Origin of the sequence: Streptomyces sp. NPDC012769 (genome assembly GCF_042901205.1) — a bacterium.
Lineage (GTDB): Bacteria > Actinomycetota > Actinomycetes > Streptomycetales > Streptomycetaceae > Streptomyces.
On the sequence record NZ_JBIBCP010000004.1, the window covers coordinates 777,839 to 802,807 of the forward strand.

18 protein-coding genes are annotated in these 24,969 nt (G+C 72.6%); 15 read left to right on the forward strand and 3 right to left on the reverse strand.

Translation table 11 applies throughout. The annotated features are described in order from the left end of the window. Positions 1-161 precede the first annotated feature (161 nt). The 8 genes from ACFY7C_RS24775 to ACFY7C_RS24810 all read left to right on the forward strand — a co-directional run bounded on the left by ACFY7C_RS24775 (position 162) and on the right by ACFY7C_RS24810 (position 9,929). Positions 162-1,679 (forward strand): gamma-aminobutyraldehyde dehydrogenase, encoded by a 1,518-nt coding sequence (locus tag ACFY7C_RS24775; protein ID WP_389654311.1) that lies wholly within the window; start codon positions 162-164, stop codon positions 1,677-1,679. 73 nt (positions 1,680-1,752) lie between these two features. Further along, positions 1,753-3,000 carry a spermidine/putrescine ABC transporter substrate-binding protein gene (locus tag ACFY7C_RS24780; protein ID WP_389654313.1) on the forward strand — a complete coding sequence of 416 codons (1,248 nt, stop codon included), beginning with the start codon at positions 1,753-1,755 and terminating at the stop codon, positions 2,998-3,000. 40 nt (positions 3,001-3,040) lie between these two features. Next, a complete protein-coding gene (locus tag ACFY7C_RS24785) occupies positions 3,041-4,189 on the forward strand; it encodes an ABC transporter ATP-binding protein (RefSeq protein ID WP_389654315.1) in 1,149 nt (382 codons plus the stop codon). Then, positions 4,186-5,112, forward strand: a complete 927-nt coding sequence (locus ACFY7C_RS24790) for an ABC transporter permease (RefSeq protein ID WP_389654317.1) — start codon at positions 4,186-4,188, stop codon at positions 5,110-5,112. The genes ACFY7C_RS24785 and ACFY7C_RS24790 overlap by 4 nt, the downstream gene beginning before the upstream one ends. Beyond that, positions 5,112-5,906: an ABC transporter permease gene (locus ACFY7C_RS24795; protein ID WP_389654319.1), complete on the forward strand. Its 795-nt coding sequence runs from the start codon at positions 5,112-5,114 to the stop codon at positions 5,904-5,906. Before ACFY7C_RS24790 ends, ACFY7C_RS24795 begins: the two co-directional genes overlap by 1 nt. Before the next feature lie 36 nt (positions 5,907-5,942). Further along, positions 5,943-7,361 (forward strand): NAD(P)/FAD-dependent oxidoreductase, encoded by a 1,419-nt coding sequence (locus ACFY7C_RS24800; RefSeq protein ID WP_389654321.1) that lies wholly within the window; start codon positions 5,943-5,945, stop codon positions 7,359-7,361. Between the two features lie 132 nt (positions 7,362-7,493). Next, a complete protein-coding gene (locus ACFY7C_RS24805) occupies positions 7,494-8,018 on the forward strand; it encodes a hypothetical protein (RefSeq protein WP_389654323.1) in 525 nt (174 codons plus the stop codon). Positions 8,019-8,126: 108 nt separating this feature from the next. Next, positions 8,127-9,929, forward strand: coding sequence for a chitinase (locus ACFY7C_RS24810; protein ID WP_389654325.1), 1,803 nt, complete (start codon positions 8,127-8,129; stop codon positions 9,927-9,929). Here ACFY7C_RS24810 and ACFY7C_RS24815 read toward each other — a convergent pair. From ACFY7C_RS24815 to gabT, 3 genes are all read right to left on the reverse strand, one after another. Beyond that, complete coding sequence (locus ACFY7C_RS24815; protein ID WP_389654327.1) at positions 9,914-10,564, reverse strand: hypothetical protein; 651 nt, start codon at positions 10,562-10,564, stop codon at positions 9,914-9,916. The two genes, ACFY7C_RS24810 and ACFY7C_RS24815, sit on opposite strands and share 16 nt — an antisense overlap. Beyond that, positions 10,561-11,328 carry a phosphatase PAP2 family protein gene (locus ACFY7C_RS24820; protein WP_389654329.1) on the reverse strand — a complete coding sequence of 256 codons (768 nt, stop codon included), beginning with the start codon at positions 11,326-11,328 and terminating at the stop codon, positions 10,561-10,563. The genes ACFY7C_RS24815 and ACFY7C_RS24820 overlap by 4 nt, the downstream gene beginning before the upstream one ends. A 109-nt stretch (positions 11,329-11,437) precedes the next feature. After that, positions 11,438-12,772, reverse strand: a complete 1,335-nt coding sequence (gabT, locus tag ACFY7C_RS24825) for a 4-aminobutyrate--2-oxoglutarate transaminase (RefSeq protein WP_389654331.1) — start codon at positions 12,770-12,772, stop codon at positions 11,438-11,440. Positions 12,773-13,048: 276 nt separating this feature from the next. Between gabT and ACFY7C_RS24830 the strand changes: the two genes are divergently transcribed. The 7 genes from ACFY7C_RS24830 to aroA all read left to right on the forward strand — a co-directional run bounded on the left by ACFY7C_RS24830 (position 13,049) and on the right by aroA (position 24,947). Then, a complete protein-coding gene (locus ACFY7C_RS24830) occupies positions 13,049-15,523 on the forward strand; it encodes an ATP/GTP-binding protein (RefSeq protein WP_389654333.1) in 2,475 nt (824 codons plus the stop codon). A gap of 140 nt (positions 15,524-15,663) precedes the next feature. Then, positions 15,664-17,238 carry a PucR family transcriptional regulator gene (locus ACFY7C_RS24835; protein WP_389654335.1) on the forward strand — a complete coding sequence of 525 codons (1,575 nt, stop codon included), beginning with the start codon at positions 15,664-15,666 and terminating at the stop codon, positions 17,236-17,238. A 202-nt stretch (positions 17,239-17,440) separates the two neighbouring features. Then, positions 17,441-18,385 (forward strand): EamA family transporter, encoded by a 945-nt coding sequence (locus tag ACFY7C_RS24840; RefSeq protein WP_389654337.1) that lies wholly within the window; start codon positions 17,441-17,443, stop codon positions 18,383-18,385. A 62-nt stretch (positions 18,386-18,447) separates the two neighbouring features. Beyond that, positions 18,448-19,737 carry a PQQ-binding-like beta-propeller repeat protein gene (locus ACFY7C_RS24845; protein WP_389654339.1) on the forward strand — a complete coding sequence of 430 codons (1,290 nt, stop codon included), beginning with the start codon at positions 18,448-18,450 and terminating at the stop codon, positions 19,735-19,737. Positions 19,738-19,910: 173 nt separating this feature from the next. Further along, a complete protein-coding gene (locus ACFY7C_RS24850) occupies positions 19,911-21,356 on the forward strand; it encodes an aldehyde dehydrogenase family protein (protein ID WP_389654341.1) in 1,446 nt (481 codons plus the stop codon). A 272-nt stretch (positions 21,357-21,628) separates the two neighbouring features. Then, a complete protein-coding gene (locus tag ACFY7C_RS24855) occupies positions 21,629-23,554 on the forward strand; it encodes an acyl-CoA dehydrogenase family protein (protein ID WP_389654343.1) in 1,926 nt (641 codons plus the stop codon). Positions 23,555-23,699: 145 nt separating this feature from the next. Further along, the gene (gene aroA / locus ACFY7C_RS24860; RefSeq protein WP_389654345.1) at positions 23,700-24,947 is read left to right on the forward strand and encodes a 3-phosphoshikimate 1-carboxyvinyltransferase; all 1,248 of its coding nucleotides are present in this window, start codon (positions 23,700-23,702) and stop codon (positions 24,945-24,947) included. The last annotated feature ends 22 nt before the right edge of the window (positions 24,948-24,969 follow it).

Consider the following 24,969-nt stretch of genomic DNA (forward strand, 5'->3'; position numbering starts at 1 on the left):
AGGTGCCACGGACAGTCCGTACGGCAATTTCCCGCCGACCTCGACACATTGGTCGACCGATTCCGTCGCGTAACCAAAAGGCAACAACGGAATCACTTGTTGCACCTGAGGGCCTCTGTCAGGATCGGCACTCAACTCGAGCTGGAACAACGGAGAGCGTCATGGGCAACCGCTTCCAGGTGTCGGATCGCTTCGCGGACGGCGCGCAGTACATCGGGGGGCGGCTTCGGGCCGGGACCTCCGGACAGGACCACAGCGTGATCGATCCGGCGACCGGGGAGAGCGTGTACACCTACGCGCTGGCCTCGGCCGGTGACGTGGACGAGGCCGTCGCGGCCGCCAGGGAGGCGTTCCCCGAGTGGGCGGGGGCCACGCCGGGCGAGCGGTCGGACGCGCTGCACCGGCTCGCCGGTGTGCTGGCCGAGCAGGCGGAGGACTTCGCCCGGGTCGAGTCCCTCCAGTGCGGCAAGCCCGTGAAGCTCACCACCGAGTTCGACGTGCCGGGGACGGTGGACAACACCGCCTTCTTCGCCGGAGCCGCCCGGCACCTCCAGGGGCAGTCGGCGGGCGAGTACAGCGGTGACCACACGTCGTACGTCCGGCGGGAGCCCATCGGTGTGGTGGGTTCCATCGCCCCGTGGAACTATCCGCTGCAGATGGCGGCCTGGAAGATCCTGCCGGCGATCGCCGCCGGGAACACCATCGTCCTGAAGCCGGCCGAGCTGACGCCGCTGACCTCGCTGATGTTCGCCCGGGCGGCGAAGGAGGCCGGCATCCCGGACGGCGTCGTCAACGTGGTCACGGGTGCCGGGCGGATCGCCGGCGAGCATCTGGTCGGGCACCCGGACGTGGCCATGACCTCCTTCACCGGGTCCACGGGAGTGGGCAGGCGCGTCGCGGAGATCGCGACCTCGACGGTGAAGCGGCTGCACCTGGAGCTCGGCGGCAAGGCCCCCTTCGTCGTCTTCGACGACGCCGACCTGGAGGCAGCCGCCCACGGGGCCGTCGCCGCCTCGCTGATCAACAGCGGACAGGACTGCACCGCCGCCACCCGGGCCTATGTCCAGCGTCCGCTGTTCGACGCCTTCGTCGCGCGGGTCGCGGAACTCATGGAGACCGTGCGCGTCGGGGACCCGTTCGACCCCTCGACCGACCTCGGTCCGCTCATCAGCCATGCCCAGCGGGACCGGGTCGCGGGCTTCGTCGAGCGGGCCCGGGCGTACGCGACCGTCGTCACCGGAGGCGAAGCCCCTGGTGGCGAGCTCAAGGACGGTGCGTATTATCGGCCCACCCTGATCACCGGTGCCGCGCAGGACAGCGAGGTCGTGCAGTCGGAGATCTTCGGACCGGTCCTGGTGGCCCTGCCCTTCGACGGCGACGACGAGGGCATCCGGCTCGCCAACGACACCCCGTACGGGCTCGCCGCCTCCGCCTGGAGCCGGGACGTCTACCGGGCGAACCGGGCCACCCGTGAGATCAAGGCCGGGTGCGTGTGGGTCAACGACCACATTCCGATCATCAGCGAGATGCCCCACGGCGGCTACAAGGCCTCGGGCTTCGGAAAGGACATGTCCGTGTACTCCTTCGAGGAGTACACGCAGGTCAAGCATGTGATGTACGACAACACCGCGGTCGCCGCGAAGGACTGGCACCGCACGATCTTCGGGGACCGCCTGTAATCGACATGCGGCTACCGCCGCGTGAAGCCTGCCGTCCGACCAGCGGCGAAACCATCCCGAAAGGGCACAGCGCATGGAGCAGTACGAGCCCGACAGCCTGTCCGCGGCGCAGCTGGCCGCGATGCGGCGCAGCCTCACGAGCGGCCGGGGCGCCCTCACCCGCCGTTCGATGCTGCGTGCCGGAGGCGTCGGCGCGCTCACCGTCGGTGGCCTCGCCGGCCTGAGCGCCTGTGGCATCCCGCCCGCCAAGCGGGAGGGCGAAGGCCCGGCGTCCACCGACTTCTCGGCGAAGGAGAAGACCCTCAGCTTCTCCAACTGGACCGAGTACATGGACGTCAGCGAGGACGAGAAGACGCGTCCGACCCTGGAGGCGTTCACCAAACGGACCGGGATCAAGGTCAAGTACACCGAGGACATCAACGACAACGTCGAGTTCTTCGGAAAGATCAAGCCGCAGCTCGCCGCCGGTCAGGACACCGGGCGCGACCTGATCTGCGTGACGGACTGGCTGGCCGCCCGCATCATCCGGCTGGGCTGGGCGCAGAAGCTCGACCCGGCGAACCTCCCGAACGCGTACGCCAACCTGTCCGCGCAGTTCCGCCGCCCCGACTGGGACCCGGGCCGGGCCTACTCGTACCCCTGGACGGGCATCTCGACCGTCATCGCCTACAACAGCAAGGCGACCGGAGGGAAGAAGGTCGACTCCGTCACCCAGATGCTGGACGACCCCTCGCTCAAGGGGCGGGTCGGCTTCCTGACGGAGATGCGCGACTCGGTGGGCATGACGCTCCTCGACCTGGGCAAGGACCCCGGTTCCTTCACGGACGCCGACTTCGACGCCGCCGTCGGCCGGCTCCAGAAGGGCGTCGACAAGAAGCAGATCCGGCGCTTCACCGGCAACGACTACACCTCCGACCTCGACAAGGGCGACCTGGCGGCCTGTCTCGCGTGGGCCGGTGACGTCATCCAGCTCCAGGCGGACAACCCGGACATCAAGTTCGCCATCCCCTCCGCCGGCTACATCACCTCCAGCGACAACCTGCTGGTCCCGACGAAGGCCCGCCACAAGGCCAACGCCGAGAAGCTCATCGACTACTACTACGAGCTTCCGGTCGCCGCCCAGCTGGCCGCCTACATCAACTACGTCTGCCCGGTCGACGGGGTGAAGGACGAGCTCGCGAAGATCGACCCCGAGCTGGCGAGCAACACGCTGATCCTCCCGGACAAGGCGATGGCGGCGAAGTCGCACGCCTTCCGCTCGCTCAGCAGCGCGCAGGAGACGGCGTACGAGGAGAAGTTCGCCAAGCTCATCGGTGCCTGAGGCCGCCGTCCATTCCTTCACGAACACCGGGATTCCACCCATGACTGACACCACCACCGGCGGCGACGTCCGTCTCACCGGCATCAGCAAGACGTACGGCTCCTTCACCGCCGTGCACCCGCTCGACCTGACCGTCCCGCAGGGGTCCTTCTTCGCCCTGCTCGGCGCCTCCGGCTGCGGCAAGACCACGACGCTGCGGATGATCGCCGGCCTGGAGGACCCCACGACGGGCAGCGTCTTCCTCGGCGACCGGGACGTGACCGATCTGCCGCCGTACAAGCGGCCCGTGAACACCGTCTTCCAGTCCTACGCGCTCTTCCCGCACATGGACATCTCCGAGAACATCGCCTTCGGCCTGCGCCGGCGCGGCATCAAGTCGGTGAAGAAGCAGGTCGACGAGATGCTGGAGCTGGTCCAGCTCGGCGACAAGGCCCGCCACAAGCCGCACCAGCTCTCCGGCGGCCAGCAGCAGCGCGTCGCCGTCGCCCGCGCGCTCATCAACCACCCGCAGGTGCTGCTGCTCGACGAGCCGCTCGGCGCGCTCGACCTGAAGCTGCGCCGCCAGATGCAGCTGGAGCTGAAGCGCATCCAGACCGAGGTCGGCATCACCTTCGTGCACGTCACCCACGACCAGGAGGAGGCCATGACCATGGCCGACCAGGTCGCGGTGATGAACGGCGGCCGGGTCGAGCAGCTCGGCGCCCCCGCCGACCTGTACGAGAACCCGCGGACGACGTTCGTCGCGAACTTCCTGGGCACCTCCAACCTGATCGAGGCCGAGGTCGTCGAGACCGGCGACGACGTGCTCGTCACCGCCGGGGGCGGCAAGCTCCGGGTGCCGGGCGAGCGCTGTGCCTCCGCCGTCCGCGTGGGCGGCGAGGTGCTGGTGGGCGTACGGCCCGAGAAGATCTCCCTGGCGCACGCCGACGACGCGGGGGAGATCGCCGCGGGCCGCAACCGGGTGACCGGGCGGATCGTCGACTCGTCGTTCATCGGCGTCTCCACGCAGTACGTGGTGAACTCCCCGGCCGGCGCCGAGCTCCAGGTGTACGAGCAGAACATAGAGCGCGACGCGCGTCTGGTGCCGGGCGCCGAGGTCGTCCTGCACTGGAACCCAGCGCACACCTTCGGCCTCGACGCCTCCCAGGACATCGACGCGGGTGTGGAGACGGTGGAGGACGCCTCGTGAACGCCCTCCTGACGAAGGACGCGCCGCCGGCCGGCGAGCCGGTGCCGCGCAAACCCGCCACGCGCAAGCGGCTCGTCCCGTACTGGCTGCTGCTGCCCGGCATCGTCTGGCTGCTCGTCTTCTTCGCGCTGCCGATGGTCTACCAGGCATCGACCTCCGTGCAGACCGGCTCCCTGGAGCAGGGCTTCGAGGTCACCTGGCACTTCCGGACCTACTGGGACGCCCTGACGGAGTACTGGCCGCAGTTCGTCCGCTCGCTGCTGTACGCGGGCACGGCGACCCTGCTGTGCCTGCTGCTCGGCTATCCGCTGGCGTACCTGATCGCCTTCAAGGCCGGACGGTGGCGCAACCTCCTGCTGGTCCTGGTGATCGCGCCGTTCTTCACCAGCTTCCTGATCCGGACGCTGGCGTGGAAGACGATCCTCGCCGACGACAGCGTCGTGGTGGACGTGCTGAACGCCCTCCACGTCCTGGACGTCACCAGCTGGCTCGGCTGGACCGAGGGCGAGCGGGTGCTCGCCACCCCCATGGCGGTGGTCTGCGGTCTGACGTACAACTTCCTGCCGTTCATGATCCTGCCGCTGTACACCTCCCTGGAGCGGATCGACGGCCGGCTGCACGAGGCCGCGCAGGACCTCTACGCCTCTCCGGCGACCACCTTCCGCAAGGTGACCTTCCCGCTGTCGATGCCGGGCGTCGTCTCCGGCACCCTGCTCACCTTCATCCCGGCGAGCGGTGACTACGTCAACGCCGAGCTCCTCGGGTCGACGGACACCAAGATGGTCGGCAACGTCATCCAGTCGCAGTTCCTGCGGGTCCTCGACTACCCGACGGCCGCCGCCCTGTCGTTCATCCTCATGGCGATCGTGCTGCTCATGGTCACCGTCTACATCCGCCGCGCGGGAACGGAGGACCTGGTCTGATGCAGTGGCTGCGGAAGAACCTGGTTGCCATCGCGGGTCTGCTCACGCTCGCGTACATGATCCTGCCGAACGTCGTCGTCATGGCGTTCTCCTTCAACAAGCCGAACGGGCGCTTCAACTACGCCTGGCAGCAGTTCTCGCTGGACGCCTGGAAGGACCCCTGCGGGGTGGCCGACCTGTGCGCGTCGCTCACCCTCTCGCTCCAGCTCGCCGCGTGGGCGACGGTCGGCGCGGTCGCCCTCGGCACGATGATCGCCTTCGCGCTGGTCCGCTACCGCTTCCGGGCGCGCGGCGCGATCAACTCGCTGATCTTCCTGCCGATGGCGATGCCCGAGGTCGTCATGGCCGCCTCGCTGCTCACCCTGTTCCTCAACATGGGTGCGGAGCTGGGCTTCTGGACGGTCCTGATCGCCCACATCATGTTCTGTCTGTCGTTCGTCGTGACGGCGGTCAAGGCGCGGGTGATGTCCATGGACCCCCGTCTGGAGGAGGCGGCGCGCGACCTGTACGCCGGTCCGGTGCAGACCTTCCTGCGGGCGACCCTGCCGATCGCCGCGCCCGGCATCGCCGCCGGAGGCCTGCTCGCCTTCGCGCTGTCGTTCGACGACTTCATCATCACCAACTTCAACGCGGGCTCCACCGTGACCTTCCCCATGTTCGTCTGGGGCTCGGCGCAGCGGGGAACGCCCGTGCAGATCAACGTGATCGGCACCGCGATGTTCGTCCTCGCGGTGGTGATCGTGGTGGCCGGCCAGATCATCTCGAACCGGCGCAAGAAAACAGCAACGGCCTGACCGACAGCCGGTCAGGCACCGAAGGAGTTGGAAACCATGGCCCCAGTCGCCATGCGTCTCGCTGCACAATCTCTCTCCGACGCCCAGCCCGTCCCCTTCTGGCTGGAAGACCCCGGCAAGCCCGGAGCCCTGCCCGCCCTCACCGGCACCGAGCGGTGCGACCTGCTCGTGGTCGGCGGCGGTTACAGCGGACTGTGGACCGCGCTCCTCGCCAAGGAGCGCGACCCCTCCCGGGATGTCGTGCTGATCGAAGGCCGCGAGGTGGGCTGGGCCGCCTCGGGCCGCAACGGCGGCTTCTGCGCCGCCTCCCTGACCCACGGCTTCGGCAACGGCCTGGCCCGCTGGCCGGGGGAGCTCGCGAAGCTGGAGCGGATGGGCGAGCGGAACCTCGACGCCATCGAGGAGACCGTCGCCCGCTACTCCCTGGACTGCGACTTCGAGCGCACCGGCGAGATCGACGTGGCCACCGAGGCCTACCAGCTCGACGAGCTGCACGAGTGGTACGAGGAGGCCGACCGGCTCGGTCTGGCCGACGGTCTCACGCTCCTGGACCGGGACGCGGTGCGGGCCGAGGTCGACTCGCCGACCTTCCAGGGCGGTCTGTGGGACCGCCGCGGAGTGGCCATGCTGCACCCGGCGAAGCTCGCCTGGGGCCTCAAGCGGGCCTGTCTGGACCTCGGTGTGCGGATCTTCGAGAACACCCCGGCGCTCGACCTGGTGTCGGCGGGCGGCGGCATGGCCGTGCGCACGCCGTACGGCCGGGTCGCGGCCCGTCGGGTCGCCCTCGGCACCAATGTCTTCCCGTCGCTGGTCAAGCGGGTGCGGCACTATGTCGTCCCGGTGTACGACTACGCGCTGATGACCGAGCCGCTGAGCGAGGAGCAGCTGGCATCGGTGGGCTGGAAGAACCGACAGGGGCTCGGGGACTCCGCGAACCAGTTCCACTACTTCCGGATCACCGCCGACCACCGCATCCTGTGGGGCGGTTACGACGCGATCTACCGTTTCGGCGGCAAGGTGGCCGCGGAGATGGACCACCGCCCGGAGACGTACCTCAAGCTCGCCCAGCACTTCTTCACCTGCTTCCCGCAGCTGGAGGGTCTGCGCTTCAGCCACGCCTGGGGCGGGGCGATCGACACCTGCGCGCGCTTCTCGGCCTTCTTCGGCACGGCGCACCAGGGCAAGGTGGCGTACGCCGCCGGGTACACGGGTCTCGGCGTGGGCGCCACGCGCTTCGGCGCGGACGTGATGCTGGACCTGCTGGCGGGGGAGCGGACCGAGCGGACGCAGCTGGAGATGGTGCGCTCCAAGCCCCTGCCGTTCCCGCCGGAGCCGATCGCCTGGGCGGGCATCGGGCTCACCAAGTGGTCGCTGGCCCGCGCCGACGAGAACGGCGGCCGGCGGAATCTGTGGCTGAAGACGATGGACCGGCTGGGACTCGGCTTCGACAGCTGAGCCCGCCCGCGTCATTGTGACGCAGATCACAACCGAGGGGTGGGAAACCCGCGTCATGGGCGCGGGGCGGCCCTCTCTCTTCCGTGTGGACACCGCGACCCGCGGGTCCGTGCGGAGAGAGAGGGCTTTGTGATGGCGGATACGGGGACGGGTGCGGGCGCCGGTGCGGGCTCGGGTGCGGCGTCGGGTGCTTCGGGCGCCAGGACCGCGGTGGAGTGGCTCGCCTCGGTGGCGCCGGATCCCGAGGCCTGCCGCTGGGAGTGGGAGCGCAGTCCGCACGGCGTCGCGCTGCTGCCCGCCGGGCGGCGGTGGGACGTGCTGATCCTGCCGGCCGAGCTCGGCTATCCCACCCTGGACGTGCTGACCCGGCTCGTGGACCGGCCGGGCCCGGTCCTCGCCGACTTCGGCGACGCCCGGATGGGCTTCTTCGTGCCGCCGGGCACCGCCGCGCGCTGGCTGGGCACGGGGGTCCGCAGCGCCGGCGGGGGCACCTGGATCGTCGTCCCGTACCCGGGTCGGGCTATCGGCGGCGGGGTGCGCTGGCTGGTGACCCCCGACGCGGCGGGCACGCTCACCGACCCGGCCCTCCTTGAACTGGCGATGCACGAGGCGGCGGGGCAACTGGCCCGGGAGGAAAAGGAGTCGGGAGACGTCTGAGGTGTGCGCGGGCGCGTGCGCGTCACGGTCAGAGGTCTTGACCACCTGATTGGTCTGGACCATGCTGTGCCGCGCTCCACCTCGATTCCCCCACCACCGGAGGCAGTTGTGGACGGCACCAGACCCCTCACCCTTCTCCTGGCGGGCGTGCTCGCCGCCGGCGGCCTCGCCGCGCTCACCCCCGTGGTCCACGCCGCCGACACCGAACTCGCCCGCAACGGCGGCTTCGAGAGCGGCCTGGACGGATGGAGCTGTACGGCGGGCAGCGGGGCCGTCGTCCCCTCACCCGTGCACAGCGGGACGAAGGCCCTCCAGGCCACCCCGGCCGGCAGCGACAACGCCCGGTGCGCCCAGACCGTGAGCGTGAAGCCCCACTCCACCTACACGCTGAGCGGCTGGGTGCGCGGCAGCTATGTGTACCTCGGCGCCTCCGGCACCGGCACCACCGACGTCTCCACCTGGACCCGGTCCGCCCCCGACTGGCAGCGGCTCGCCACGACCTTCACCACCGGCGCCTCCACCACCTCCGTCACGATCTTCACCCACGGCTGGTACGGCACCGGTGCCTACGTCGCCGACGACCTGTCCCTGCTCGGCCCCGGCGGCGACCCCGTCGCCACACCGGCCACCCCCACGGGGCTCGCGGCCGGCTCCCCGACCTCCTCCTCGGTGACCCTCACCTGGCCCGCGGTCCCCGGCGCCACCTCGTACAAGGTCTACAAGGACGGTGCCCTCGCCGCGACGGTCACCACCAACGCGTACACCGCCACCGGGCTCGCGGCCGGCACCTCGTACCGCTTCCAGGTGTCGGCGGCCAACAGCGCGGGCGAGTCGGCCAGGTCCGCGGCCGTCACCGCCACCACCACGACCGGCGGCGGCGACCCCGGCGGCGGCCTGCCCGCCCACGCCCTCGTCGGCTACCTCCACGCGAGCTTCGCCAACGGCTCCGGCTACACCCGCATGGCCGACGTCCCCGACTCCTGGGACGTCATCAACCTCGCCTTCGGCGAACCGACCTCGGTGACCTCCGGCGACATCCGCTTCCGCCTCTGCCCGGCGACCGAATGCCCGGGAGTGGAATCGGCCGCCGACTTCAAGGCGGCCATCAAGGCCAGGCAGGCGGCCGGCAAGAAGGTCCTCATCTCCATCGGCGGCCAGAACGGCCAGGTCCAGCTCTCCACCACCGCCGCCCGCGACGCCTTCGTCACCTCGGTGTCGAAGATCATGGACGAGTACGGTCTCGACGGCCTCGACATCGACTTCGAGGGCCACTCGCTGTCCCTCCAGACCGGCGACACCGACTTCCGCAACCCGACCAGCCCCGTCATCGTGAACCTCATCACGGCCCTGAAGACCCTGAAGGCCCGTTACGGCGAGGACTTCGTCCTGACCATGGCCCCGGAGACCTTCTTCGTCCAGCTCGGCCATCAGTACTACGGCTCCGGCCCCTGGGGCGGCCAGGACCCCCGCGCCGGCGCCTACCTGCCCGTCATCCACGCGCTGCGCGACGACCTCACCCTGCTCCACGTCCAGGACTACAACTCCGGCCCGATCATGGGGCTCGACAACCAGTACCACTCCATGGGCGGAGCCGACTTCCACATCGCCATGACCGACATGCTCCTCACCGGCTTCCCCGTCGCCGGCAACACCGACCGGGTCTTCCCCGCGCTGCGCCCCGAGCAGGTCGCCATCGGCCTGCCCGCCTCCCCCCAGGCCGGCAACGGGCACACCCCTCCGGCCGAGGTGAACAAGGCGCTCGACTGCCTGACGAGAAGGACGAACTGCGGCAGCTACCAGACGCACGGCACCTGGCCCGCGCTGCGCGGCCTGATGACCTGGTCCATCAACTGGGACCGCTTCAACCAGGGCGAGTTCAGCCGGAACTTCGACGCCTACCGCTGGAGCTGAGCCCCGCCTAGCCCCGCCCGCCGGAGCGCCCTGACCATCGCCGGACGGTCCGGGGCGCTCCCGTCGAGCGGAGTCACGTGCGCGTCGAGGAGCTCCGGCGTCAGCCGGTAGCCCTCGGCGTGCTCCATCAGGACCTCTCCGCCCGGTTCGCCGTACCCGACGTACTCGTCCAGGAGCCCCAGGGCCTCGTCCCGGACGACGAAGCGGCTCATCCCGCAGTCCAGGCCGTCGTCGTCCAGGTCCTCCGGGTACGGGGCGCGCGCCCAGGCACCGTTCTCGTACCAGTAGACACAGCCCAGCTCGTTCCCGGCGAGCCGGTCGCGCAGCTCCTCGTACGGAAGCCAGTCGGGGCCGCCCGCCAGCATGTCGACCGGCGGCTCGTGCCACTTGCAGCCGCTGGACTCGTCCTCGCCGAACAGCACGTAACGGCCCTCGCCCAGCCGGGAGAACGTCCACCAGGTGCAACCGCAGTCGTCGAGGTGCAGCCCCTCCTCGTCGATCCAGACACCGGTCCGGTGGACACCGTCCTTCTCCGACGCGGTGGTCGCCTGCACGACGGCGGCCAGGGCCCAGCGCGCCCACAGCAGCTCCGGTGCCGGCAGGTCCGTCGGGAGTCCGGGCCGTCGGATCGTCATCGGTTCTCCGGTTCGGTCGTCGCGTGAGGGGCGGCACGACCGTACCGCGCGGCGAACTCCGGCCAGCGCAGCAGGGGCAGGCACAGGGCGACGGAGGCCAGGACGTCCAGCGGCCAGTGGAAGCCGCGCAGGACCAGACCCGTGGCCGTGATCGCGGTGAGCGCGGCGGCGACGGGCAGAAGGCGGCGGGAGAGCAGGAGGGCCGCGCCGAAGTAGGCGACCATCGCCGTCGCCGTGTGGCCGGAGGGGAAGTAGCCGTGGGCCCAGGGTTCGAGGGGGCCGGGGCGGGCCGTCCACGCCTTGAGGGGGACCACCAGGAGCGGGACGAGGGCCATGGCCACCCCCGCGGCCAGGGCGGCGACGCGGCGGCCGCGCCAGGCCGCGTACGCCATCGCCGCGGCCAGGACCGGCACGGCGACGGTGAGGTTGCCGAGGTCGGAGGCGAGCTCGGAGAGCGTGCGCGGCACCGTGTCCACCAGGGCGCGGGAGAGACGCTCGTCGAGGCGGGCGAGGGGGCCGTGGACCAGGACCTGCCAGGTGCTGACGGCGAGGACGACGAGGGCCCAGAAGACAGCCGGCCGCCCCGGAACAGGGGGGGTGGTTCCGGGGCGGTCGCCTTGACCGGGCTGCCGCGCGCCCCGGGGGGTGTGGGGCGGGCGGCCATCCGATCGGTGAGGAGTTCCGGAGCCCAGGGCTCCAGCGGTGTGCGCGAAGGCACGGTGTGGGCGGGGCTGGGGAGGCTCCGCCCGGGGTGTTTCTCTCATCTGCGGAAACCGTACGGCACGACGAAGGGGGCCGACAGCCGGATCGCGATCCCGCCATCGGCCCCCCACAGCTTCTTCACACAGGGTGTCAGAAGTGGCCGCCCGACCGTCAGATACGGGCCAGCGCGGCCTCGATGACGTCCAGGCCCTCGCCCAGCAGGTCCTCGCCGATGACCAGCGGCGGGAGGAAGCGCAGCACGTTGCCGTAGGTGCCGCAGGTGAGGACGAGGACGCCCTCGGCGTGGCACGCCTTGGCCAGCGCGGCGGCGGCCTCCGGGTGCGGCTCCTTCGTCGCCGGGTCCTTCACCAGCTCGATGGCGATCATGGCGCCGCGGCCGCGGATGTCACCGATGATCGGGAACTTCTCCTGCATGGTGGCGAGGCGGCCCTTCATGAGCTCCTCGATGCGCTTGGCCTTGCCGTTGAGGTCGAGCTCCTTCATGGTCTCGATGGAGCCCAGCGCACCGGCGCACGCGACCGGGTTGCCGCCGTAGGTGCCGCCGAGGCCGCCGCCGTGGACGGAGTCCATGATCTCGGCGCGGCCGGTGACGGCGGCGAGCGGCAGACCGCCCGCGATGCCCTTGGCGGTCGTGATCAGGTCCGGGACGATGCCCTCGTCCTCGCAGGCGAACCACTGGCCGGTGCGGCAGAAGCCGGACTGGATCTCGTCCGCGACGAAGACGATGCCGTTGTCGTTGGCGAACTTCACGATCGCCGGCAGGAAGCCCTTGGCCGGCTCGATGAAGCCGCCCTCGCCGAGCACCGGCTCGATGATGATCGCGGCGACGTTCTCGGCGCCGATCTGCTTGGTGATGTTGTCGATCGCCTGGGCGGCGGCCTCGGGGCCGCAGTTCTCCGGGCCGGTGGGCCAGCGGTAGCCGTAGGCGACCGGCACGCGGTAGACCTCGGGCGCGAACGGGCCGAAGCCCTGCTTGTACGGCATGTTCTTCGCCGTCAGCGCCATCGTGAGGTTGGTGCGGCCGTGGTAGCCGTGGTCGAAGACGACGACGGCCTGGCGCTTGGTGTACGAACGGGCGATCTTGACCGCGTTCTCGACGGCCTCGGCGCCCGAGTTGAACAGGGCGGACTTCTTGGCGTGGTCGCCCGGGGTCAGCTCGGCGAGCGCCTCGCAGACCTCGACGTAGCCCTCGTACGGCGTGACCATGAAACAGGTGTGGGTGAAGTCCTGGAGCTGCGCGGAGGCGCGGCGCACGACGGCCTCGGCGGAGGCGCCGACCGAGGTCACGGCGATGCCGGAACCGAAGTCGATCAGCAGGTTGCCGTCGACGTCCTCGATGACGCCGCCGCCGGCCCGCTTGGTGAACACGGGCAGCACCGAGCCCACGCCACCGGCGACCGTGCCGAGACGGCGGGCCTGAAGCTCCTGCGACTTCGGGCCGGGGATGGCGGTGACGACGCGCCGCTCCTGCGGGACAGCGTTCATGCGGGGCTCCTGGGGGTGTTCTGGACGCACTTGCGGGTTTCCTCCGCAGGCTAGGCGCGGCCGGTGGCCCCGCGCATGCTACGGATGGGAGTGGTCCCGGCGTGTCCTTGTCCGTATCGGCCATACGCGCTGTTGTCCGGCCCGTCTCCACGCCATCGGCCTGATCCGGGGCATGATCCGCGCCCGAGGCCCTAGATTGGGGCGGACGGCGACACCGCGGTGACGCGGGCCAGGCTGCGGGGCGCGGCGGAGTGAAGGGCCAGGGGGACAGGGGTCATGGAGTTCGAGGGCACACAGGGCGCACGCGGCACACACGACACCCCTCCCGACCCCGCCGTCCCCGCCCGCCCGGCCGAGACCCCGAGGACCGACCAGATCCCGCGTCCGGCCGGGCCGCCGCCGATGCCGACGGTGCCGCCCGTCGTGGCGCCCGCGGTGCCGCCGGTCGCCGCGGGTGGCGCCGCCGGCGGCGGGAGCGTCACGCTCGCCGACTGGCTCCGCGTGCCGCGGCCGGCCGGCGGGCCCGGGGTGTGGCGGTACGGATACGTGCCACGGCCCGAGCGGGAGGCGGCCGAGACCCCCCTGCGGTCGGTGCTGTCCGGCGCGGTCATCTCCTTCCTCGCCGGCGTCCTGCTCTGGTCCCTGCTCCGCAACGGCTACATCCCGTACTGGAGCGTCCTGCTCAAGCTCTTCACCCCCGACGACTGGTGGCACCCGCTCGACGGCGGCCCGCAGCCCGGCACCGGAGGCGTCCTCGCCCTCGCCGTCTACGAGCTCGTCCTCTTCACCGCCGTCTTCTACGGACTCGGCCGCTTCGGCCGCTGGCCGTACGCCTGGCGGCGGCTGACCGAGGAGCGCGGACGCGCCGCCCAGGTCGTCCTCGCCGTCGTCGCCGGATCCGTCACCGTCGCCCTGGTCCGCGGCGGCTGGATCCCGCTCAAGGGCGTCGTCTACGCACTCCTGCCGTACGAGCGCGGCACCCCCACCGCCGCGTACGCCAACCAGCACATGGTGGAGACGGCCGACCTGTGGATCACGGTCGCCGCCGTCCTGCCCTTCCTCTGGCTCGCCCTGCGCCGCACCGGCCGCACCGGCCGCCCCGCCGGCCCGGCCACCGCCCCACCCGTCACCGACCCGGCCGCGCCCGACCCCGCCGACTGGCCCGAGCTCCGGGCCGCCGGGCTCACCGAGGCCGCCGACCGGCTCGTCGCCGAGGCCGCCGCCGACCTCATGAACGACGTCGACCACACCCGTATCCGCGCCGCCTGGGAGGCCGCCCGCACGGCGCCCGACCGGCAGGCCGCCTTCCTGCGGGAGATCCGGGCCCACGGCGCCGCCGCCTTCTCGCACCCGTCGGGCGCCCGGCTGCTGCCCGGCCGGACGGCCGCCCACGACCTCACCCTCCGGCAGGTCCGGCTCGGCACCGTCGCCGACGTCCCCCGCAACCCGTATCCGCGCCGCGGCACCGGACTCGCCGTCGACCCCGCCGTCCTCGGCACCTCGATGCTCGTCGTAGGCCCCTCCGGCAGCGGCAAGACCACCCGACTGCTCCGCCCCGTCGTCGAGTCCCTCGCCCTCCAGGCGCTCACCGGACAGGCCGCCGTCGTCGTGGTCGGCTCCGCCGGGGCGCCGCTCGGCCCCGACGAGGCGTACGACGTCGTCATCCGCGTCGGCGACCCGGCCTCGCCGCACGACCTCGACCTCTACGGCGGGACCGGCGACCCCGACCAGGCCGCCACCCTCCTCGCCGACGCCCTCGCCGACGAACCCACCGGGATCGGCGGCATGACCGGGACCGCCGACCCCCGGCGGGCCGCGACCGCCCTCGCCCAGCTCCTCGGCCCGTTCCACGCCGTCCACGGCCGCTTCCCCACCGTTCCCGAACTCCGCGAGCTCCTCGACGGCGCCCCCGCGCCCCGCCAGGCACTCCGCGCCGCCCTGGAGCGGGACGGCAGGGCCGCCCTCCTGCGCGAGCTCGACGCCCGCGAGCGTCAGCAGGGGACCCCCGGCGACCCCGCCGCCGCCCTCGCCGACCGGGTCGCCCTGCTCGACCGGCCCGCCTTCGCCGGGTTCTTCGACACCACGGGCGGTGCCTCCGCAGGCGCGCCGTTCACCATGCGCGCGCTGGAGCATCCCGTACGGGTACGGATCGACCTGCCCGAGACCGGTCACCCCGAGGCCTCCCGGCTGCTCGCCCGGCTCGTCCTCGCCCAGTTCCTCGCCCGCGCCGTCACCCGCACCGACCGGACCCGCTTCGCCTGCCTGGTCCTCGACGACGCCGCCCACACCCTGACCGCCGGGACCGTGCGCGGACTGCAACGGCTGCGCTCCGCCCACGCCGGTGTCGTCCTGGGCCTGCGCGGCCTCGACGACGTGCCCGAGCACCTGCGCACCCCGCTGCTCGGCGCGGTCGGCTGCCGGGTGGCCCTCGCCGGGGTCACCATGTGGGACGGCAAGCGGTTCGCCGAGACCTGGGGCACCGAGTGGGTGGAGACCCGGGACGTCACCAGCCGGACCGTGCTCGCCGACGAACCCCTCACCCGGCTCATGCACACCCTGCGCAAACTGGTGACCGGCCGGGCCGTCACCACCGACGCCGTGACCGTGCGCGAGGTCGAGCGCGAACGCTGGTCCGCCTCCGACCTCGCCCACGCCGTCCCGCCCGGCCACGCCGTCCTCTCCCTCACCCATGTGCGGGGCGAGCACACCCCGCCCCTCCTCGTCGACCTGCGCGACGCCCCCACCCCCTAGGGGGCCCCGGCTCCCCGCGAGGCTGAGGGCGGGCCCCGGGACGGACTGGCACAATCGGTGGCGCGACGCCCGACGGGCGGCGCGCGCCTCCCCCACCCCCCACGCGCCTCCCTCCCCCCTTAAGGTTCCGACGGTCCCCAATGCCGCCCACCCTCGCCTCGCTCGTCCAGCACTCGGCGCTCAAACTCACCGTCCGCGCCGGTGAGGACCGCCTCGACACCCCCGTGCGCTGGGCCCACGTCAGCGAGCTCGCCGACCCCGTCCCGTACATGGAGGGCGGCGAACTGCTGCTCACCACCGCGCTCACGCTCGATGCCGAGGACCCGGAGGCGATGCGGCGCTATGTGCGGCGGCTGCTCGGCGCGGGGGTCGTCGGTCTCGGCTTCGCCATCGGCGTCAACTACGAGGGCATCCCGGCGGCGCTGCTCGACGCGGCCCGCGAGGAGCACCTGCCGCTGCTCGAGGTGCCGCGGCGGACCCCGTTCCTCGCCATCAGCAAGGCGGTGTCCGCGGCCATCGCCGCCGACCAGTACCGGGCCGTGACCGCCGGCTTCGAGGCGCAGCGCGAACTGACCAGGGCCGCGCTCGCCGAGGGGCCGGACGCCGTCGTCGCCCGGCTCGCCGCGCACGTCGACGGCTGGGCCGCGCTGTACGACACCTCCGGCACCGTCCTCGCCGTCTCGCCCGACTGGGCCGCGCGCCGGGCCGCCCGGCTCACCGCCGACGTGGAACGGCTCCGGGAACGGCCCGCGCCGGCCAGCGCCGTGGTCGGCGGCACCGACGACCGGGTGGAGCTGCAGTCCCTCGGCACCGGCCGGCGGGTGCGCGGCGCGCTCGCCGTCGGGACCGGGGCGCCGCTCGGGACGGCCGAGCGGTACGCCGTGCACTCCGCCGTCGCCCTGCTGACCCTCACGACGGAACGCTCCCGCTCGCTCCAGGAAGCCGAGCAGCGGCTCGGCGCGGCGGTGCTGCGGATGCTGCTCGCCGGGCAGCCCGACCACGCCCGGGCGGTGGCCGGCAGCCTGTACGGCGGACTGCTCGACGCGCCGTTCCGGCTGCTCATCGCCGAGTCCGTGCCGGGCGAGCCGAAGGAGGGCGGCGAGGCGCCGCTCGCGGTGCTCGCCGAGAACCTGGAGGCGGCGGCCGCCCGGGCGGGCGAGTCCGTCCTGACGGTGCCGGACGGCCCGGAGGACGGGGAGCGGCTGGTCGTCCTGGCCGGCGACGGGGGAGCGGTGGTCGCGGCCTGCGAGGGCTACGCGACGCGGGAGGCGGAGGAGGCCGGGCTGGTCGTGGGGCTGTCCGCCCCCACGGGCCCGATCGCGGCGGCCGCCGCGTACAAGCAGGCCGAACAGGCCCTCTCCGTGGCCCGGCGGCGCGGCCGTGCGCTCGTCGAGCACGAGGAGCTCGCCGCGGGCTCCGTCCTGCCCCTGCTCGCCGACGACGCCGTGCGCGCCTTCGCCGACGGCCTGCTCCGCGCCCTCTACGAACACGACGCCACCGGCCGCGGCGACCTGGTCGCCTCCCTGCGCGCCTGGCTCTCCCGCCACGGCCAATGGGACGCCGCCGCGGCCGACCTGGGCGTCCACCGCCACACCCTCCGCTACCGCATGCGCCGCGTCGAGGAAATCCTCGGCCGCTCCCTCGACGACCCGGACGTCCGCATGGAACTCTGGCTGGCCCTCAAGGCGACGGGCGGCTCGGCGACCGCCGACTGACGAGCGGGGGCCCGAGGCCGCACCCCCGCGCGCCAGGCCCGGCGCGGGCCCGCGCGTCGCCGGGTCGCGCCGGGGTGCGCGCGCCGCGCCGTCGCAGCCGACGCCCCGGCGCCCCGCGGACCCGCCCCGAATTCGCCCCCCGCTGCCCGATCGCGGGCAAAATCCTTGGATTCGGGGTGGTGGTTTGCCTAGTCTCCTGAGCATGACAACCCCCGCCGTCGACACGGCAGCCGAGGTCAAGCCCCCCGCCCCCACAGCCCGGCGCATCCCCGCCGCCGTGTGGGTGGCGCTCGGGATCGTGTACGTCGTGTGGGGGTCCACGTACCTCGGGATCCGGATCGTCGTCGAGACGCTGCCCCCGTTCCTCTCCGCGGGCGCCCGCTTCGTCACCGCGGGTCTGCTGCTGGCCGGGATCATCGCCTGGCGGCAGGGGCCGGCCGCGCTGAGGGTGAGCCCCAGGCAGCTCGCCTCCGCCGCGGTCGTCGGTCTGCTCCTCCTCCTCGGCGGCAACGGGCTCGTCGTGCTCGCCGAGACCTCCGTGCCCTCCGGGCTCGCCGCGCTGCTCATCGCCGTCGTCCCGGCCTGGGTCGTGCTCCTCAAGGCCGGATTCGGCGAGCGGCCGAGCGCCGGCGGTGTCGTCGGCGTGCTGCTCGGACTCGCGGGCCTGGCCGTGCTCACGCTGCCGGGGCTCAGCGGCGACGTGAAGACCGGCGGGGTGGTGCTGGTGATCGTCGCGACGCTGCTGTGGTCGACCGGGTCGTTCTCCTCCTCGCGGATCCCCATGCCCGCGAACCCCTTCACCGCCAGCGCGTACGAGATGATCGCCGGCGGACTCGGCTGCCTCGGCGTCGGCCTGATCCGCGGCGAGCAGCACGGCCTCGACCTGTCGGCCGTCTCCGGCCGTTCCTGGGCCGCCCTCGGCTACCTGATCGTCTTCGGCTCGCTGATCGCCTTCACCGCGTACGCCTGGCTCCTCCACACCGCCCCGCTCTCGCTGGTCGCCACCTACGCGTACGTGAACCCGGTCGTCGCCGTCGCCCTCGGCGCGCTGATCCTGGACGAGGCCCTGTCCTGGCCCATCGTGCTCGGCGGCGCGATCGTCGTCGCCGGGGTCTGTCTCATCGTCTCGACCGAGCGGCGCCGGTGATCGACGATCCCCTACCCTGACGGGGCTTCGAACGACCGAGTCGGCCAGGGGTGGGGATCCGTATGGCAGAACGCACGACCGAGCGCACGTGGAGGGAACGAGGGGGACTGGCGGTCGCCGTGCTGGTCCTCGTCGGCGTCCCGCTCGCCCTCATCGGAGGCATCGCCTCCTGCGTCGCCTCCGACACGGGCAATCTGCCGGGCGACTCGATGGAGCGGGTCTGGGACACGCCGTACGACAAGACGGCCGCCGAGTACGGAAACGCCGCCTGGTCGGTCGGCGACACCGTCGTCCGCAGCCGCTTCGACGCCGTCACCGCCTTCGACGCCGGGACCGGCGAGCGCCGCTGGGAGTACGTCGTGCCCGGCCGGGTCGAGATCTGCGCCACCTCCGCCGCGACCGACTCCGTCGCGCTCATCGGCCTCATGGAGACGCAGGGCGACAAGGGCTGCGCGACCGTCGCCGCGATCGACCTGAAGAACGGCCGGGAGCTGTGGCGCACCAGCCGCCTGCCCGGCGTCACCGACCCGAAGTACGCCGACGACGACCTGGCCACCGGAGCCGGCCTCGCCGTGGTCCGGGACGAGGACGAGCAGTGGGCCCACGAACCGGACCGGCGCACGCGGCCCGTCGTCCCCGCCGACCAGGCGGTGCGCGCCTTCGACCTGCGGACCGGCGCCCCGCGCTGGAAGGCCGCCGTGCCGAAGGGCTGCCTGCCCCACGCCGTCGCCGTCACGTCGAGGCAGGTCCTCGTGCCCCTCGCCTGCGCCACCGAGGCGAAGCTCGCCGCCTTCGACCCGGCCGACGGCAAGGTGCGGTGGACCGTTCCGCTCGGCGCCCGCCGCCCCGTCGCCCCGGACGCCTTCATGTCCTTCCTGTCCGCCGAACCGACGGTCCTGAGGGTCCAGGAACGGGCCCCGCACGGCGTGAACGCCCACTTCGCCTTCGATCAGGAGGGCCGCCTGCAGGGAGAGTTCGACCTCGGGGGCGGGGACCGGATCGTGACCGACGGCAAGGTCATCGACGGCTCCGGAGGCGGTGTGACCGCCTACGACCTGGTGACCGGGAAAGAGGTGTGGAGCACGGAGCCGCTGGGCGCCTGGCGGGAGGTCACGGCGATGCACGTGGGCAGAGGCCGCGTGACGGTCTTCACCCACTCCCGCAAGGGCCTCGCCGAGCTGCACGTCTACGACTCCGCCACGGGCGAGACGGTGGACGAGCGCACCTTCGACGAGGACACCGACCCCGGCGCCGCCGAGATCAACGGCCTGTTCCGGTACGAGGACCTGTGGATCGTCACCCGCTGGGGCGAGGGGGCGGAGCGACCCTTCTCGGCGTACCGCACCTGGTGACGGCAGGCCGGGCCCGCCCGATCCGCCTCCCGCTTCGGCCAAAGCGGACAGGTGGGCGCCGCCATCACTCCATCACGGACAAGCGCCCCTTCGCCCGCTTCGCCCTAACGTGGCACGAGAGCGCGAGAGCACCCCCCTCGCACCACCCCCGAAACGGAAAGGGCCGGTACGCAATGACGACCACCCACGCCTTCTGGCTCGCCGGCCGCGAGGCCACCGGCGAGGCCACCTTCGACGTCACGAACTCGTACGACGGACGTCTGGTCGGCAAGGTCAGCGTGCCCACCGAGGCCCAGGTCGAGGAGGCCGTCGCCGCCGCGCACGCCGTCGTCGACGAGTTCGCCGCCACCCCGGCGCACGTCCGCGCCGCCGCCCTCGACCACGTGTCGAAGCGGCTCGCCGAGCGCTCCGAGGAGATCGCCCAGCTGATCTCCGCCGAGAACGGCAAGCCCGTCAAGTGGGCCCGCGGTGAGGTCGGCCGTGCCGTCTCCGTGTTCCGTTTCGCCGCGGAGGAGGCCCGTCGCTTCAACGGCGGCGAGGCCCAGCGCCTCGACACCGAGGCCGGCGGCGTCGGCCGCCTCGCGCTCACCCGCCGCATCCCCAAGGGCGTCGTGCTCGGCATCGCGCCGTTCAACTTCCCGCTGAACCTCAGCGCCCACAAGGTCGCCCCGGCCATCGCCGTCGGCGCCCCGATCATCCTCAAGCCGGCCCCGTCCACGCCGATCTCCTCCCTGATCCTGGGCGAGATCCTGGCCGAGACCGACCTGCCGGCCGGCTCCTGGTCGATCCTGACCGTGCCGAACGACCGCATGCCCGCCCTCGTCCAGGACGAGCGCCTCCCGGTCATCTCCTTCACCGGCTCCGACACGGTCGGCTACGCCATCCAGGAGTCCGTGCCGCACAAGCACTGCACCCTGGAGCTCGGTGGCAACGCCGCGGCCGTCGTCCTGCCCGACTGGTCCTCCGAGACCGACCTGGACTGGGCGGCGACCCGCATCGCCACCTTCTCCAACTACCAGGGCGGCCAGTCCTGCATCTCCGTGCAGCGCGTGATCGCGGACGCCTCCGTCTACGACCGCCTGCTGCCGAAGATCGTCGCCGCCGTCGAGGCCCAGGTCACCGGTGACCCGGCGGACGACGCCACCGACGTCGGCCCGCTGGTCGACGAGAACGCCGCCAAGCGCGTCGAGGCCTGGGTGGACGAGGCCGTCGCGGCCGGCGCCAAGCTGCTCGCCGGCGGCAAGCGCGAGGGCGCCACCTACGCCCCGACCGTCCTCACCGACCTCCCCGCCGACGTCACCCTGGCCCGCGCCGAGGTCTTCGGCCCGGTCCTGACCGTCGCCAAGGTCGACGGCGAGGCCGAGGCGTTCGCCGCGGTCAACGACTCCGACTTCGGCCTCCAGGCCGGCGTCTTCACCCACGACCTCCAGGCCGCCTTCCGCGCCCACCGCGCCCTCGAGGTCGGCGGCGTGATCGTCGGCGACGTCCCGTCCTACCGCGCCGACCAGATGCCGTACGGCGGCGCCAAGCGCTCCGGCGTCGGCCGCGAGGGCGTCAAGTTCGCCATGGACGACTACACCTACGAGCGCGTCCTCGTCCTCACCGGCCTGGCGCTCTAGCCACCGCCACGCGCTCCCGGCGCGGCCCGGACCCACCCGTCCGGACCCGCGCTCCGGAGCGCGGAGGACAACCCGTACGGACCAGCGCGTCCGTACGCACGAGACCGGCGGTCCGGGCCCACTGTGCGGGGGCCCGGGCCGCCTTTCGTCCGTCCGGAAGCGGCCGGAAGCACCCGGAACCGGCCCCGCGGCCGTTTCCGAAACCACGGATTTCGGGTACGACGGACGAGTAGCCACACAAGGCCCCCGACGAGCGGCGAGGTGAGCTCCTCATGTCCGCACCCACCCAGCGGCCGCCCAAGGTCACCGAACGCGAGGCCCGGCAGGTCGCCGAGGCCGCACGACAGCAGGACTGGCACAAACCCAGCTTCGCCAAGGAGCTCTTCCTCGGCCGCTTCCGCCTGGACCTCATCCATCCGCATCCGCTCCCCGCCGACGAGGACGTCCGGCGCGGCGAGGCCTTCCTCGCCAAGCTGCGCGCCTTCTGCGAGACCCGGGTCGACGGCGGCCTCATCGAACGCGAGGCCCGCATCCCCGACGAGACCGTCCGGGGCCTCAAGGAGCTCGGCGCGCTCGGCATGAAGATCGACCCCAAGTACGGCGGCCTCGGCCTCACCCAGCTGTACTACAACCGGGCCCTCGCCCTGGTCGGCTCGGTCAGTCCCGCCCTCGGCGCGCTGCTCTCCGCCCACCAGTCGATCGGCGTCCCGCAGCCGCTGAAGATCTTCGGCACCCAGGAGCAGAAGGACGCCTTCCTGCCCCGGCTCGCCCGCAGCGACATCTCCGCCTTCCTCCTCACCGAGCCCGACGTCGGCTCCGACCCGGCCCGGCTCGCCACCACCGCCGTCCCCGACGGCGACGACTACGTCCTCGACGGCGTGAAGCTGTGGACCACCAACGGCGTCGTCGCCGACCTGCTCGTCGTCATGGCCCGCGTCCCCGCCTCCGAGGGCCACCGCGGCGGCATCACCGCCTTCGTCGTCGAGGGCGACTCGCCCGGCATCACCGTCGAGCACCGCAACGCCTTCATGGGCCTGCGCGGCCTGGAGAACGGCGTCACCCGCTTCCACCGCGTCCGCGTCCCGGCCGCGAACCGCATCGGCCCCGAGGGCTCCGGCCTCAAGATCGCCCTCACCACCCTCAACACCGGCCGTCTTTCGCTGCCCGCCGCCTGCGCCGGCGCCGGCAAGTGGTGCCTGAAGATCGCCCGCGAATGGGCCGCCGAACGCGAGCAGTGGGGCAAGCCGGTCGCCCGGCACGAGGCCGTCGGCACCAAGATCTCCTTCATCGCCGCCACCGCCTTCGCCCTGGAGGCGGTCGTCGACCTCGCCTCCCAGATGGCCGACGAGGACCGCAACGACATCCGCATCGAGGCCGCCCTCGCCAAGCTGTACGGCTCCGAGATGGCCTGGCGGATGGCCGACGAACTGGTCCAGATCCGCGGCGGCCGCGGCTACGAGACCGCCGACTCCCTCGCCGCCCGCGGCGAACGCGCCGTGCCCGCCGAACAGCTCCTGCGCGACCTGCGGATCAACCGCATCTTCGAGGGCTCGACCGAGATCATGCACCTGCTGATCGCCCGCGAGGCCGTCGACGCCCACCTCGCCGTCGCCGGCGACATCATCGACCCCGACAAGGCCCTCGCCGACAAGGCGAGGGCGGGCGCCCGGGCCGGCGGCTTCTACGCCCGCTGGCTGCCGAAACTCGTCGCCGGACAGGGCCAGGTGCCGGGCGCGTACGGCGAGTTCGGCGAGCTCGCCACCCATCTGCGGTACGTCGAGCGCACCTCCCGCAAGCTCGCCCGCTCCACCTTCTACGCGATGTCCCGCTGGCAGGGGAGGATGGAGCTCAAGCAGGCCTTCCTGGGCCGGATCGTCGACATCGGCGCCGAGCTCTTCGCGATGAGCGCGGTCTGCGTACGGGCCGAACTGCTGCGCACCACCGGCGACCACGGCCGCGAGGCCCAGCAGCTCGCGGACGCCTTCTGCCGTCAGGCCCGGCTGCGGATCGCCGAGCTCTTCGGCCGGCTGTGGGCCAACACCGACGACCTGGACCGCAAGGTGGTCGACGGCGTCCTGGCCGGCTCGTACACCTGGCTGGAGGAGGGCATCCTCGACCCCAGCGACGACGGCCCCTGGATCGCCGACACCACCCCCGGCCCGTCCGACAAGGAGAACGTCCACCGCAAGATCCGCTAGCGCGACGACGGCGCCGCCCCCGCACGGTCCCGGCCGGCGCCGCCCCCGCACGGTCCCGGCCGGGCACGGTCCCGGTCCGGGCCGGTGCCGTCCACCTGCCGGGACGACCCGGCGACGGCGCCGCCCGCCACGGCAGGATGGCGCCGTGACCGTCATCGACATCCCCGGCTCCAAGTCCGTCACCGCCCGCGCCCTCTTCCTCGCCGCCGCCGCCGAAGGCACCACCACCCTGCTGCGGCCGCTCCGCTCCGACGACACCGAGGGCTTCGCCGAAGGCCTGAAGGCCCTCGGCTACGCCGTACGACAGGAGCCCGGCGCCTGGCACATCGAGGGACGGCCCGCCGGGCCCGGGGCCGACGAGGCCGACGTGTACTGCCGCGACGGCGCCACCACCGCCCGCTTCCTGCCCGCCCTCGCCGCCGCCGGCCACGGCACCTTCCGCTTCGACGCCTCCGCCCAGATGCGCCGGCGCCCGCTCGGCCCGCTCACCACCGCCCTGCGCGAGCTCGGCGTCGAGCTGACCCACGGCGAGCGCGAGGGCCACCACCCGCTCACCGTCACCGGCCGCGGCATCAAGGGCGGCGCGATCCGGCTCGACGCCGGCCAGTCGTCGCAGTACCTGACCGCCCTGCTGATGCTCGGCCCGCTCACCGCCGAAGGGCTCGCGATCACCGTCACGGACCTGGTCTCGGAGCCGTACGTGGAGATCACCCTCGCGATGATGCGGGCCTTCGGAGCCCGCATCACCCGTGCGGACGGTCCCGAAGGACGTACGTACACCGTCGCCCCCACCGGCTACCGGGCCACCACCTACGCCATCGAGCCGGACGCCTCCACCGCGAGCTACTTCTTCGCCGCGGCCGCCCTCACCCCCGGCGCCGCCGTCACCGTCCCCGGCCTCGGCACCGGCGCCCTCCAGGGCGACCTCGCCTTCGTCGACGTGCTGCGCCGCATGGGCGCAGACGTCTCGGTCGGCGCCGAGGGCACCACGGTCCGCGGCACCGGAACCCTGCGCGGCCTCACCGTGAACATGCGGGACATCTCCGACACCATGCCCACCCTCGCCGCCCTCGCGCCCTTCGCCGACGGGCCGGTCCGCATCGAGGACGTCGCGAACACCCGGGTCAAGGAGTGCGACCGGCTCGACGCCTGCGCCGAGAACCTGCGCCGCCTCGGCATCACCGTCGCCACCGGCCCCGACCGGATCGAGATCCACCCCGGCACCCCGGCCGGCCCGGTGGAGATCGCCACCCACGGCGACCACCGCATCGTGATGTCCTTCGCGGTCACCGCCCTGCGCACCCAGGGGATCACGTTCGACGACCCCGACTGCGTACGGAAGACGTTCCCGGACTTCCACCCCGTTTTCGAGGCGTTCCGACAGGCCCTGTGAAGAGCGCACGGTCTTTGCGGCA